Genomic DNA, 13,605 nt, shown 5'->3' on the forward strand with positions numbered 1-13,605 from the left:
CTGCTGTGCTTACCATGCGGTCCAGCCTCCGTCAACAGAGATATTCTCACCTGTAACATAGCTTGAAGCGGCAGAAGCCAGGAATACCATGACTCCCTTCAAATCTTCAGGAGTGCCGATCCTGCCCAGCGGATTCTTCCTCTCCAGCTGCCGGATGAACTGCGGGTCGGCTTGAACCGCTGCATTCGGAAAAGGCCCAGGCGATACCGTATTCGCTCTGATTCCATGTTGCCCGAAGTGGCAGGCAATGTAACGGGTAAACTGGCCAATCGCCGCTTTACCGGCCCCGTAATTGGCGGGATTATCCATCCCGCTTTCTCCGTAGACCTCCGGGTTCGGCGAGACCAGCCCATACATCGAGGAGACGTTAATGATGGAGCCTCTCTTTTGTTCAACCATATAGGGCAGGACGGACTTGACACATCTGAAGGTTCCGTTGATCGTCCCGTCCAGCCCGGCCAGCCACTGTTCTTCACTCATGACGGCCAGCTTGGCCGCTGAGCTGAACGCGGCATTATTCACCAGGATATCGATGCTTCCGGCCGCTTCGGCGATGCTCTGAATACATGCTCTGACTGATGCTTCATCCCGGATATCCATTGCCTTGCCGAAGCAGGCTGCTCCGGTGGTGCGGGCGATCGCCTCAGCGGTCTCCTTGCAGCGCTGACCACTTGAGCTTACCAGATAGACTGACGCGCCAGCCTCAGCCAGCCCCTCTGCTATAGCTGTGCCCAGATAACCAGCACCTCCAGTCACAACCGCTGTCCGCCCTTGCAGATTGAATAATTCTTGAAGAGTACGCATCCGGTTACTTCCACCTCCTGGGGTCAATGATCTCTACAGGAATATCCGTAAAGGATTCACCGAGCTTCTGCCTCACTGCCCGGCTTAGAGGGGGCAATGCCATCATCCGCAGGTTCTCCTGCACCTGTTCCACCTTCTCGCAACCAATCACCAGCCCGGATATCCCCGGAAGATCCCTCACATAGAGGAAGCACAGCTCTTTAACCGGTATCCCGGTTTCCTCGCTGTACCTGATTAATCGTAACAACGGCTGCTCCGCTTGCTTCAGCCCCGCCGGAAGCTGCTCCGGTGCCATCAGCAGCAGGCCTTGCAGATAGACACTGCGGACGAAGATTTCTGTGCCCTTCCGGGCGAGCCGCTCCAGCATTCCATTCGTTATCCATCTCTGGTCCAGCACATTCAGCGGAATTTGAATGCTGTCCAGGTCTTCCTCGCGCATAAAATTCGCAATATCCTCTGCATCATACACGGATACGCCGATTCTGCGGATCAGCTGCTGCTGCTTCAGCTCCTGCAGTATTCGCAGAATTTCGCCGCCCTGGTAAGTCAGATCCAGCGGATCATGCAAGAGACAGACATCCAGCGCAGAGCACTTCAGCCGGTTCAGGGAAGAGCGGACGGAAGAGGTGACGAACCTCCTCCGCGCTTCCTCCGTGTGCAGTCCTAACCGCTGGACGGAAGGGAGCTTCGTCACAATCTGCGGCCGGCTCTGCGGGTCTGCATCTTCCAGGCAATCTCCGATGATAGACTCGCTGTCCCCGTATCCCGGTGCGGTATCCAAATAACCGATCCCCGAGGAGAGGGCATATTGGAGCAGCTCTTTCCTCTGTTGCACAGAGAGATTGGCGGCTGTATTCGCAATTCCGTAATTTCCGCCTAACTGGGCTGTACCCAGCACAAGCCTGGCTTTATTCATCATCTTCCTTAGCCTCGCTAACGTTATGGTCTCTTCTTCAGGGTGGTTGCTTCATTCAGCTCCTTGACCAGCTCCGTATCATCCCGCCATTTCACCTGAATGCCCCTGTTGCGCTCAGCCATCTCAGGGTGGCCCTGCAGGAATGCCTTCAATTCTTCGAAGTACAGCGGTCTTGCCCCCACATCCAGTGCCTGGTAGATCGCCTCGAACAGCTCCAGATCCTGAAGCTCATCCATGGTTAACCGCCACTCGGGATGCACCCACTCTGCAGGAAGATCCACAGCATTGATCTTGAAGATCTGCGGATTGTTGAAAAAGTAAAAGGACAGATACTCCGCATGCGTAAGCGGATTGGAATAGTGCAGCAGCCTTCTCAGCGCTTCAACGGTAAACACATCCCCCACCGTCCCCATGGTCGACTCCTTGGCGTAGGTAAAGTCCGCACCGCTTGCCAGATGCCGGTCTATCAGAAGCTGAAGCATCTCCGGAGAGATCGCCGGATTGTCGCCGGTAACCCGGACTACGATATCTGCCTGGGCCGCTTCAGCCACGCTCAGCATTCTGGCAGCCACATTGTCCGGGTCGCCTGTTACCACCTTCACCTGATGGTTCAGGGTGAACGCCGTAAGCGGCTGGTCGTCCGGCAGATCCGAGGTGGCCAGCACCACCTCATAGCCGCCCGGCACAGCCAGACAATTCATCAGGCATCTCTCGATGGCTGGAATACCGTGAATCTCTCGCAGCGCCTTGCGGCGGAGCCTGGTAGATTTCAATCTACAGATGACGGCGATGCAGATTTTGGGTGCTTTTACCTTCCCGGGCGTGATGGGTGTGTTCGCTGGTATTGCTGCCGTTGCAATCACAGGGAATTGCACCGAAGCATTGCGCGCCATGAGGGCATCCGGCATAGAGGAACGCTTATAGCATATGTTCGCAGGCGTGATCATTTCACCCGGGCGCAGCTCCGTACGGGAGACGATCTTCAGAGAGGAATCCTCCAGATACCTTCTTTCCGATTCCTTAATTTCGAGGCTCCCCAGTACACACTCTGCCCGGCGCAGCTTATCCACCATCCGCCCGAATTCCTCCGGCTCCAGCGCGGAATAATAGTCAATCCCCTTCTCCGCACGGTTCAGGTTGATATGCTTCTCAATGACACTGGCCCCCAGCAGATAGGCATAGACCGGAAGATCGACCGCCATTTCATGATCGGCATCCTCATGGTCCGCGAAGCCCACCTCCAGCTGATAGGTTTGCTTAATATGGGCGATCCTGCTCAGATTGGAATCCTCCGTCCGGGTCGGATAGCCCTGGAAGCCGTGCATCAGCACGATGGGACCTTTGAAATGACCCCGGATGTAGGCTAATTGGGAATCCATCTCTTCCTCCAGCCAGCCGCTTACACCGATAAGTAAGGGCTTATCGAACCTGTGCAGGGCTTCTATCAAGGGGAGCGACTGTAAGACGGTTGTGGGTAATTTCAAGCCGTCTACCTGCGATTCAAGCTCCGCGAGAAGCCCGACACCCCATTCGTCATAGACATCTACCCATACCTCCAGCCCCGTAGCCTTGGCAAGCTGTACCGCTTCCGCCCATTGCTGCTTGCCGATGAACAAATTGATATACGTCTGATAATGGATGAAATCCGGCACCGCTAAGCTATCGTAATGGAACCATTGAAATTTCACTCCGTCTGCACCGCTGCGTGCGGCTGCGAGGATCAGCTCCCGCAGCCGGCCGGGGTCGCCCATATGGGCATTGGCAATCTCGGCAATCACTTTTGCCTTGGCCACATTAATCACTCCCTTCTCTATTTTCACTTGGAGTAGTGGCGGATCACCTTCTTGACCGCGGCGACCACATCCATCACATCTTCGGGGTCCATGCCCGCATATAACGGCAGCGTAATGAATTCCTCGTAGCAGCTTTCAGCAACCGGACAGATTCCCTTGCGGAATCCCAAGCTTTCGTAGTACGGATGGAGATAGGCGGGGATGTAGTGGACGTTTACTCCGATGTTCTCCTTTTGCAGCGCCTGAAAGACCGTCTTGCGGGTGGCCTTCAGCTTCGATAGCTGAAGTCTGACAATGAACAGGTGCCAGCTCGACTCCGCCTCCGGCAGCTGATGCGGCAGAATAAGCTCTTCAGTCCCGCTCAACTCTTGCAGATACAAGGCTGCAAGCTGCTTGCGCTTCTCAATGAAGCTTCCGATTCTGCGCAGCTGGGAGATACCGAGTGAGGTCTGGATATCTGTAATCCGGTAGTTGTACCCGAGGAATTGCATCTCATAATACCAGGGTCCGTGGTTCTCCCTTAACTTGCGCTCATCCCTGGTGATGCCGTGGGTGCGGAACTGCAGCAGCTTCTCATAATACACCGGGTTATTGGTCGTAATCATTCCGCCTTCTCCCGTTGTTATATGCTTTACAGGATGGAAGCTGAACATGGTCATGTCTCCGATAGCCCCAATGCTTGTATTCTTATATCTTGCACCAAGCGCATGGGCGGCATCTTCGATCACGATCAGATTATGCTCCCGGGCAATCTGCAGAATCTCATCAAGCTGCGCCGGCTGGCCGGTGAAGTGGACCGGGATAATCGCTTTCGTCCGCGCGGTAATGCTCTCCCTGATCCGCTGCGGATCAAGGTTATACGTCCGCGGATCGATATCGGCAAATACCGGTACGCCCCCCTGATACAGCACACAGTTCGCCGTGGCGGCAAACGTCATCGGGGTTGTAATCACCTCATCCCCTTCACCGATTCCGGCGGCATAACAAGCTCCATGCAACGCTGCTGTTCCGCTGGAGAAAGCCACCGCATATTTCGCCCCTGTAAACGCTGCGATCTCCGCTTCAAATTGCTCAATGGCCGGCCCGCTGGTCAAGTAATCACTTTGCAGCACCTTGACCACGGACTCAATATCCTCGTCATCGATCATCTGTCTCCCATACGGCAAGTAGTGGGCACGTACAGGCTTCCCGCCGTCAATGGCCAGTTTGCTTTTTCTCATGACTGGTTCGGCTCCTTTCGGTGAAAGGTCTCAAGAATCCATTGCTCTGTCCGCCGGATGCCCTCTTGAATGGTAACCTTAGGCGTCCAGGACAATTGCTTCTCCGCCTTGTTGTAATTGCATAACAGCTTCTGGATCTCACTCTGCGGGTGAATATGCGGAACGTGATGGATGGGGGCCTGCCCGTCTGCAATAAGCTCGGCCAATTGATTGACGGTGATATCCTCACCCGTGCCTGCATTGACAATTTCTCCATGCAGCTTATCGCTGTAGCCCGCCTCCACCACGAAATCTGCACAGTCCCCCACGTATAATAGATCCCGTGATTGGGTGCCGTCTCCGTAGATATTCAGCGGCTCGCCTTTTAATTTGCTGTGAATGAAGATCGCCACGACGCCGCCTTCGCCCCCGGTTTTCTGATAGGGACCATAGGTGTTGAACGGTCTTACAACGACCACCGGCAGATCATAAGCGTAGAAATAGGACAGGACCATATTCTCCGCTGCAATCTTGGCACCGGCGTAAGGCGAGGCTGGCTTGATGGGGGATTGCTCGTCAATTCCCTGCTCATCATTGGCTCTGGCATAGACCATGCAGGTACTCATGAAGACCATCTTCACCTGTTGCTTGCGGCATTCCTCGAGCAGATAGAAGGTGGCCAGCGTATCATTATTGAACGTGGTTTCAGGATCATCAATGCTGTCTTGCACGTTTATGCTTGCCGCCAGGTGGTAGCACAGGTCGAAGGTGTTCTCCCGGAAAAGCTCCTTCAAGGCCTCTCTGTCCTTGAGGTCCATGATCTGTACCTTCTGCAGATGCTCGCTATCTTCATACTCTTTCAGATTATCCAGGGATGAATTCGCCAAATTATCGATCACCCAGACACTTTGTCCATCCTTTAACAAACGCCCTACGACCCATCTGCCAATGAACCCTGTACCTCCGGTTACGAGTATATTCATAATAGCCTCCACTAGATTAGATTTTGTTCAATCGCCAGCTTCCTTACCTCCTCCTTGGTCAGCGGGATCTCTCCTTCGGAGCTGTAGGTGCCCGGCTTCGGCCTGCTTGCTTCCCGGTAGGACTGCGGTGCAGCATAGGGGGAAGGGACAATATATACATCTTTTAATTCATAAGCGGTTAAGGATTCCTCATGGGTCATCAGCTCTTCGTATCTCTTCTCACCGGGCTTCAGGCCGATCTCCAGGATCTTCACCTTAGACGACAGGCGAACCCCGTATTTCTTCGACGCCTCTTCGGCTACAACTTCAGCCAGATCCTTCAGCCTGATCACAGGCATCTTCAGAATAAAAGTCTCACCACCCTTCGCCAGCTGCAGGGACTGAACGGTGAGCCGGGTCGCCTGCTCCAGCGTCATCATGAATCTGGTCATGGACAGATCTGTTACGGTGATCGCTCTGCCTTCTCTCGCCTGCTTCACAAACAAGGGAATGACAGACCCTCTGGAGCCCATCACATTCCCGAACCGCACGGTGCAGAACACGGTTTGGCCGGGGCCTCCCGAGGTGACGGCAGAGGAAATCAGCTTCTCAGCAGACAGCTTGGTGGCCCCGTAGTTGTTGGTCGGCGAAATGGCCTTATCTGTGCTTGTAAAAACGACCTTGCGTACCTTCTGCTGCTTCGCTGCCTGAATCACGTTATGAGTGCCGATAATATTCGTAAGTACAGCCTCGAACGGGTTATATTCACAGAAGGATACATGCTTCATAGCTGCGGTATGGAAAACATAATCTATCCCCTCCATCGCAGCCAGCACACGGTCATAATTACGAACATCGCCAATCAGGTAGCGCAGCCTTGGATTTCCGTTCAGTTCATTCTGCAGCTCAAATTGTTTATATTCATCTCTGCTGAGAATCCGGATGACTTCAGGCTCCTGCTCTGCGATAAGCCTCACAATGCTTTTCCCGATGGTGCCGGTTCCGCCAATGACCAGAATTTTCTTGTTCCTAAAGAACATCTCCTCCTCCCCCCTGTTCATAGCTTGGGTCTTCCCTGGATCAGGCGGTCCATTAATTCGGCAAGTCTCCGGCCGGATTGCTCAATCTGATAGGATTGCTGCAAGAACTTATCCTTCACAGCCTTGTAGTTTACTTTCTCTTTATTGCTGGAGAAATAATGGGCCACCATTCGGGTCAGATCAGCCGGCTCTTTTTGAATATAGGGATCAAGGGCATCATAGTAATCATATTCACGGTTGGCCTGAATGAATTTGTAGACAAATACGGGCTTATCGAACAAAAGGCCTTCGAGGGCAACCGTGGAGAGGGTGGCGACCACGGCGTCCGATTTCATAATCAGCTCACGGGTGTCAGCCTTTCGGTCGGTAACCACATGAACATTGCTATATTCTTCTTCATACTCGGTATACAGCGAGATCAGCTTCTTGGACAGCTCCCAGGGATGGGGCTTAATAATCAACTGGAATTGCGGATGTGAGGCCAACTGGGTAAGCAGGGTGCGGATCTTGTATTCATCGAGCGTTGGTCCGGTAGCGATTAGTAAGGTGACTTTATGAGGGTCAAGCTGGTAGGTCTCCCGGAACGAATCTTTGGGGGTATGCGGTGCCGTAAAGATATCATCATAACGCGGGTGGCCGGTGATCACAATTCGCTCCGATTCAAGCCCTCTTCTCGTATACCAGTCGTGTTCGTATTGCCCATAGATTCCGACATGGCTGGAGAATACAGGAATGAATGCTTCCTCTCCCATCAGAATTCCGTGCTGCAGACATACGCTGGGAATCCCCTTAATCCCTGCAACGACGGCAAGTGTCCGGCTGGCAACATCTTCTGTCGTACCTACCATTACAGCGGCTACCGGCAGGTCATTGTAGAGATTAAACACCATTTCAATGGTATCTACAATGGTAGGAATCCGGCTTAGGAAGGTCTGGGTGAAAAATCCATTGCTGAACGCAGGATGTCCTTCGGCCTTAGCGAAGAGGTCTGCCGCCCGCTGGACCAGCTCTTCCGCAGCAGCTTTGGTGTCCTGCTTGTAGCCCAGGCTGTATACATTGGGGATGCCAAATAGCTCATCCGCTCTGGAGCGGGATAGAATCATGGCCGAATCTCCGCTGAAATGCTCGCTGATCGTTTGCTCCGACATTCTGATATAGTCCAGATTAATCAGTATTTTGCCCTTCAGATTGGACTTCACAGACTGATAGAGCGGCGCAACCATCGTTTCAAAAAAAGGCTGAATCTGATCCTGTTCATGAATACCGGAATGCTCCAGCTTCAGCTTAAAATCACTGCTTCCCATCTCGCTTCTAAGCTCATCATTGATTTGCTGATAGAAGTTCGTCATCAGGGCCAGAGGGATATTCCTGTACTTCAGCTCCTGTGCAGCATGGATAAATTCACTGTAGAGCGACCAGTAATTGGACAGATAGATAGACAATCTGTTTCCTCCTTCTTCATGCACCGGTTTTGGCAGCTTTTTTATTTCTTCTGCTGCATTAATTTCAGCTCTTCTCTCAGCTCCTTGCAGGTTCGCTGCGGGGGAAGCATCTGGATGAACTGGCTCTTCTCCTGGTGCTGCAATTGAAAGTGAATGGACAGCTCGGTGATATAGTTATCATCCAGAACCTCATCCACCGGGTAGAAGTCCCAGAACTGGTTGAGCCGCCAGAAGAACCGGCCGTCGCCAATTCTATAGAACTCCGGATTCTCATCCCAGTAGGACCCGAACTTGTCATGAATGACAGGAAGAATGGAGCTTCTGTGCAGGATGGAGCAATGATCGATGACGCAAGGGGCCACCGAAACGATTTTTTTGGCCGGTCTTAACTGGCTGCGGGTCACTTCATTGTGTTCATTCAAGTAGTTGACCAGCGATGCAGAGTAGGCAATCATGACCTCGGGGTTCTCCTCCAGATAGTCCACCATCTGCTCAAGTCTAGTATTTCTGTAACAGTTGTCATCCGTAGCATAGGAAATATACTCTCCCTTTGCTTGATACAGGGCTTGATTAATCAGCGCGGAATATCTGACCTTCTCCACCCTCTGCTGCAGGGTTTCTGTATCGCTTCTGAAGAATTTGATTCTCTTATCCTTGAGATAGGGCTCAATTACTTTCAGAGTTTCTTCATTCGAGTTATCATCCATCAGGTAGAATTCAAAATCTGTAAGCGTCTGATCCAGAATGGATTCAATGGATTTTGCGACATATGCGGCCTTATTGTAGCTGGTCATAATGATCGTAACTTTTGGCAATCGAATACCTCCCTCGCTGTTTACTTGCTATCATATGTATCCTTCTTCGAAACGGTATAGGTTAGAAGACTAAATTTTCAAATGGAGGACAGAATGCTTCTCTGGATCTATGGGCAACCTGAATAAACGCCTAACAGAATAACTGTAAGGCGTCAATCAGGTCCGGTAAATCCGTCTATCAAGCTTGCACGTTCATTAACAAATCATGCACCCGGTGTTCAAAAGTATGGGCGGCCAGCACCTGCTGCCTCGCTGCTTCAGCTATCCGCTTGCGCTCATCGTCATGTGCCATATAGTAATGGATCTTCTGCAGTAAATCATGCTTATCCTGATACGAAACCACCTGTTTTCCTTCCTCAAATTGATGACTGAGCCCGCTTCTATAGTCTGTAAGCTGAAACGCTTCACAGCTGGCCGCGTCGAAAGTGCGGTTGTTGATGCTTGTTGCGATGATCCCCGCCCGGTTCCGGTTGTACTTCTCAGCGGAGGGCCGGTGGATATTCAGAACGATCTTAGCGCCATTATAATAATTCACGGCTGTTTCGGGCTTCACCCAGGCGTTCACCAGCTCTATAGTCTGGCCGGGCTGCTTCACCCATTCATTGTAATACCTGCCCCACCCTCTCCCCACAATTTGAATCCGGTAATCGGTTCTCTGGAGTAAGAATTCGATAAGCTCTATGCGGTTACTGTAGGGTACACCTACTAAACAAATATCACTTTCATACTCTTCAGAGACCTCTGAGGGATGAAACAGGCAGGGATCTGTGCCCAGTGGCAGATGATTGACATGGGGATGACCAAGCTGTCTGTACTGTTCCAATGCGGCTTGATCGATGGTGAAGATGTAATCAAAATAAGGGATGAGCGAAACCGTCCAATCCATATAATAAGGGTCCTCGGTCAGCCATATAGCTGACTTCCCTTTGGTTTGTTGTATGAATTCCAGCACAGGTGTCGTGATTTTGAGGCCGGCCAGGACCAGAATCAGATCCGGCTGCAGGGACTGCTGCTTAAGCTTTAGCGCATCCAAGCCACTCTTTAGCGTGAAAGATTCACAACGATGGCCGGCCTTCGAAAAGGCTTCTATTATACTCTGCTCAAAAAAGTAATAGACGGCCCGGAAACCTGAGGTAATAAATAGAATATTCAAATATATTCCTCCCTTATAAACTCCCAATTTTCCAAAGAATAGGATGTCGCCCCAAGCATAATATCCATGAAAACCATATGATGTGATTATGATCAAATTGGAGGTGAAAATATGGCGCAAACATTAGTTGAATATGCAAGAAGTTTCCATACCAATCTAAGCACCGGAGTTATTATGATTCCAGTCCCTGCCACACCAACTCTGATATTAGAATTCGGTATGGCAATTCCTCCTGCTCCAAGCAATTATGTAGAACTCACTACTACCGTTGGCTGGGAGGTAACGAACGTATTTGCTACTCCGCCCGATCAACCCAAGCTCCTGCTTGAAGTCCTTGTAGATGGCATCCTGGTCGGCAGTGCCCAGCAGTCCTCCATCTCGAACGATGAAGACGAACCACTGCGGATGACCACCATGTTCCAGACCATTCTTACCGATCTTCCCGAAGGATATTATGCGATTCAGGTATTTGCTACTAACCTGGAGGATCTTCAAGGAGATATCACCTTAAGAGGCCCTATCCTCATCACCGGAAAGGTAATCGCCACTGTATAAAGGCTATACAAAAAAACTCCTTGGTAGAAGTCTTATTTGCACTAAAGCAAACAAGATTAACTTCTACTAAGGAGTTTTTGTATGCATCTGAGCGGTTACCTGCTCAGAGCGCGTTCTCGCTAACCTCACGGCTCTCCAGCGCATTCCAGTCATCCTGGGACAGCAGCTCCAGCTGGGCTTCCAGCAGCGTCCGGAACCGGGTACGGTAGATCGAAGCCTGCTTACGCAGCTCCTCGGTCTCGATCGCCACCTTACGGGATTTGGACAACGCTTCGTTGATAATCCGGTCGGCGTTCTTCTCCGCTTCCTTGAGGATCAGCTGGGATTCCTTCTTGGAGTTGTTCTTCACATCATCTGCAGCCTCTTGGGCTACAAGAATGGTCTTGGACAGACTCTCTTCAATATTCACGAAATGATCCAGGCGTTCCTGAAGTGTTAATAACTGGTTGTGCAGTTCCTTGTTCTCCCGGATCACACTCTCGTAATCCTTAATCACCTGATCCAGAAATTCATTGACCTCATCTTCGTCATAACCGCGGATTCTCCGGGAGAATTCCTTGTTATGTATATCGAGCGGTGTTAATGGCATGCTGTGCACCTCCTAGAAATTTCGGTGAAGATTATAGATGAAAGACAATTACCGGCGCACGGCCTGCTAAATGTCCATATTTCCCTGAGATTATCAATTTCGACAAGCACAGCTGTAATCCTGCAAAGACTTCAGACAAATTTGCCTACCAAAATCCGGTAACGGCCCTTCTTCGTCAAGCTGCCGATCTCCAGCACCTTGAACCGTCCGAAGCCCTGGATAGAGACCATGTCCCCGTCCTTCAGCGAACAGGACGGATCTTCCTCGACCTTCCAGTTCACCCGGACGCGCCCGGCCTTGATCGGGGCCAGAATCTTGCTCCGGCTGAGCCGCGTGACATCCGCTGCAATCCCGTCAAGCCGGAGGGAAGCCACTGTGAACTCCATCTTCTCCAGCTTGACTTCACTGCTGCGCAGACCCGATAACGGCAGGATCTCGGTACTGACATTAATCCGGTGTACACCGGTCAAATGGATGGACAGGTAATCCGCGATGTCAGCAGCCACCACTACGTGACAGCCGTCTTCCAGCACATGAATATCACCGATCTTGCCTCTTTTGATGCCAAGTCCCAGGATTGCCCCCATATAATCCCCATGCATAAGCGAGAGAAATTTCTGTTCGCCGGAGGTGATATTCAGCACGCTTAACTCCATATCCTCATCTGTGAGGTCACGATAATCCGGAGCCACCAGCCCCCGCTTCCGTTCGGCATCCGAAGAACCGCCCTCCCAACGCACAATCACATCGGGATGGCGGTTCACCAGACTCTGCAGAATATAGGCCTGACGGGGGTCCAGGAATTCGGTCAGCTTCGTCTCATGATACTCTCCGGCATTCGTAACCCACTCCCAGGCCTTGTCCACAAACGGCCGCTCATCCGGGTGGAAATGCCCGTAGATTTCATTCTTCATCGGATTAGCCGAAGACCGAGGCTACGATAGAGTGAAGCCCGACTGCGGCAAAGCGCAGCATGATAATCGCGACAATCGGGGAAATATCCAGCGTTCCAAATAGCGGAGGAATAATCCTCCGGAACGGTGCCAGATACGGCTCCACCAGCTTGCCCAGCAGCTCACCGATAAAGTTCTCACGCAGATTCGGCAGCCAGGACATCAGAATGTATACGAGGATCATGTAATAGTAAATCTGAAATAGGATGTCTATAATTGAAGATATTTCATTCAAACCCTGCTCACCTCATTCGATTGTAGTCTTGCTCGTCACCCAGGATCTCGGTAATGGAGCCTTGAATCTCCACGGTGTCCGGTGTGCACATAAATATATTGCCCCCAATTTTGGATATTCCTCCACCCAGAGCATAAACAGTTCCGCTGAGAAAATCGATAATCCGCATCGCCTGGTCATTGCGCACCCGCTGCAGGTTAATTACTACCGTGCGGTGTGAACGCAGATGGTCGGCAATCTCCTGCGCCTCATCATACGAACGCGGCTCGTAGAGCACAACCTTCACATTTTTTTGGGAATGAATGCTGACGACGTTGGCCCTCTGATTCTTGCGTGTTTCTACAGGGGCGGGTTCGTATTCATCCTCATCACGGGAGATTTGCTCCCGTTCCACAATCTCCTCTTCCTCCTGCAAGCCCAAGAAACTCATAAATCGGTTCATCACGCCCATCATTCTCCCTCCTCATGACCTACTAATACCGTTCCCAGGCGTACCCGGGTGGCTCCTTCCTGTATCGCCACTTCAAAGTCATTCGACATGCCCATCGACAGCTCTTCTATTGGCTCAGGTGTCAAGCCCAGGAGATTCAGGTGGTCACGCAGCTCGCGGAGTCCGCGGAATACCGGCCGGGTCGCCTCGGGGTCTTCCTCGTGAGGGGCCATCGTCATCAGGCCGATGACCTTCACCCGGTCAAGCGGGGCGATCTCCCTCAGGAAGTCCTCCACCGCTTCCGGCGCCAGGCCGAACTTGGTATCCTCGCCTGAAATATTCACCTGCAGGAACACCTTCACTTCAAGTCCCGCAGCTTCCGCCTTCTTATGCAGCTCCCTGGCCAGCGACAGCCGGTCCAGAGAGTGAATATATTGAAATTTACCGATAACGTCCTTCACCTTATTCGTCTGCAAATGCCCGATAAAGTGCCAGATTCCCTTATGTCCAAGCGCATTCCATTTCGGCTCCGCATCCTGCCAGCGGCTCTCGGCGATCTCCTCAAGACCTGCCTCCAGCACAGCGGCAACCGTATTCAGCGATACGTATTTCGTTACCGCAATCAGCTTGACTTCATTGGCATCCCGGCCGCTGGCCGCGCAGGCCCGTGCGACACGTTCCCGGGTAGTGGCTATTCTTTCTTGTAGCGAGGCCAAAAT

The 13,605-nt window shown here is 51.8% G+C and carries 15 protein-coding genes; 1 reads left to right on the forward strand and 14 read right to left on the reverse strand.

The window, feature by feature from the left end; translation table 11 throughout:
- Positions 1 to 9: 9 nt before the first annotated feature.
- From C173_RS09225 to C173_RS09265, 9 genes are all read right to left on the reverse strand, one after another.
- Positions 10 to 804: an SDR family NAD(P)-dependent oxidoreductase gene (locus C173_RS09225; protein WP_036724249.1), complete on the reverse strand. Its 795-nt coding sequence runs from the start codon at positions 802 to 804 to the stop codon at positions 10 to 12.
- Between the two features lie 4 nt (positions 805 to 808).
- Positions 809 to 1,720 carry an aldo/keto reductase gene (locus C173_RS09230; RefSeq protein ID WP_235191839.1) on the reverse strand — a complete coding sequence of 304 codons (912 nt, stop codon included), beginning with the start codon at positions 1,718 to 1,720 and terminating at the stop codon, positions 809 to 811.
- Positions 1,721 to 1,743: 23 nt separating this feature from the next.
- Positions 1,744 to 3,540, reverse strand: a complete 1,797-nt coding sequence (locus C173_RS33600; protein WP_235191840.1) for an N-acetylneuraminate synthase family protein — start codon at positions 3,538 to 3,540, stop codon at positions 1,744 to 1,746.
- Positions 3,537 to 4,733 carry a UDP-4-amino-4,6-dideoxy-N-acetyl-beta-L-altrosamine transaminase gene (gene pseC, locus C173_RS09240; RefSeq protein ID WP_036724251.1) on the reverse strand — a complete coding sequence of 399 codons (1,197 nt, stop codon included), beginning with the start codon at positions 4,731 to 4,733 and terminating at the stop codon, positions 3,537 to 3,539. Before pseC ends, C173_RS33600 begins: the two co-directional genes overlap by 4 nt.
- The gene (locus tag C173_RS09245) at positions 4,730 to 5,695 is read right to left on the reverse strand and encodes an NAD-dependent epimerase/dehydratase family protein (RefSeq protein ID WP_036724383.1); all 966 of its coding nucleotides are present in this window, start codon (positions 5,693 to 5,695) and stop codon (positions 4,730 to 4,732) included. The genes pseC and C173_RS09245 overlap by 4 nt, the downstream gene beginning before the upstream one ends.
- 11 nt (positions 5,696 to 5,706) lie before the next feature.
- Complete coding sequence (locus tag C173_RS09250; protein WP_036724384.1) at positions 5,707 to 6,714, reverse strand: SDR family NAD(P)-dependent oxidoreductase; 1,008 nt, start codon at positions 6,712 to 6,714, stop codon at positions 5,707 to 5,709.
- A gap of 17 nt (positions 6,715 to 6,731) precedes the next feature.
- On the reverse strand, positions 6,732 to 8,156 hold the full coding sequence (locus C173_RS09255) for a CDP-glycerol glycerophosphotransferase family protein (RefSeq protein ID WP_036724253.1): 1,425 nt from the start codon (positions 8,154 to 8,156) through the stop codon (positions 6,732 to 6,734).
- A 41-nt stretch (positions 8,157 to 8,197) separates the two neighbouring features.
- Positions 8,198 to 8,971, reverse strand: a complete 774-nt coding sequence (locus tag C173_RS09260) for a glycosyltransferase family 2 protein (RefSeq protein WP_036724254.1) — start codon at positions 8,969 to 8,971, stop codon at positions 8,198 to 8,200.
- A 178-nt stretch (positions 8,972 to 9,149) separates the two neighbouring features.
- Entirely contained in the window at positions 9,150 to 10,124 is a 975-nt protein-coding gene (locus C173_RS09265; protein ID WP_036724255.1) for a CgeB family protein, read from the reverse strand.
- 111 nt (positions 10,125 to 10,235) lie between these two features.
- Between C173_RS09265 and C173_RS09270 the strand changes: the two genes are divergently transcribed.
- Positions 10,236 to 10,679, forward strand: a complete 444-nt coding sequence (locus C173_RS09270; protein ID WP_036724258.1) for a hypothetical protein — start codon at positions 10,236 to 10,238, stop codon at positions 10,677 to 10,679.
- 103 nt (positions 10,680 to 10,782) lie between these two features.
- Here C173_RS09270 and C173_RS09275 read toward each other — a convergent pair whose 3' ends face one another.
- The 5 genes from C173_RS09275 to C173_RS09295 all read right to left on the reverse strand — a co-directional run bounded on the left by C173_RS09275 (position 10,783) and on the right by C173_RS09295 (position 13,602).
- Positions 10,783 to 11,268: a DivIVA domain-containing protein gene (locus tag C173_RS09275; RefSeq protein ID WP_036690176.1), complete on the reverse strand. Its 486-nt coding sequence runs from the start codon at positions 11,266 to 11,268 to the stop codon at positions 10,783 to 10,785.
- A gap of 131 nt (positions 11,269 to 11,399) precedes the next feature.
- Entirely contained in the window at positions 11,400 to 12,182 is a 783-nt protein-coding gene (locus C173_RS09280) for a YlmH family RNA-binding protein (RefSeq protein WP_036724259.1), read from the reverse strand.
- A gap of 4 nt (positions 12,183 to 12,186) precedes the next feature.
- On the reverse strand, positions 12,187 to 12,456 hold the full coding sequence (locus C173_RS09285) for a YggT family protein (protein ID WP_036724260.1): 270 nt from the start codon (positions 12,454 to 12,456) through the stop codon (positions 12,187 to 12,189).
- A 7-nt stretch (positions 12,457 to 12,463) separates the two neighbouring features.
- Positions 12,464 to 12,907, reverse strand: coding sequence for a cell division protein SepF (locus C173_RS09290; RefSeq protein WP_036690181.1), 444 nt, complete (start codon positions 12,905 to 12,907; stop codon positions 12,464 to 12,466).
- Positions 12,907 to 13,602, reverse strand: coding sequence for a YggS family pyridoxal phosphate-dependent enzyme (locus tag C173_RS09295; RefSeq protein WP_036724261.1), 696 nt, complete (start codon positions 13,600 to 13,602; stop codon positions 12,907 to 12,909). Before C173_RS09295 ends, C173_RS09290 begins: the two co-directional genes overlap by 1 nt.
- Between the last annotated feature and the right edge of the window lie 3 nt (positions 13,603 to 13,605).

It is taken from the genome of Paenibacillus sp. FSL R7-277, assembly GCF_000517965.1.
Lineage (GTDB): Bacteria > Bacillota > Bacilli > Paenibacillales > Paenibacillaceae > Paenibacillus_AQ > Paenibacillus_AQ silagei.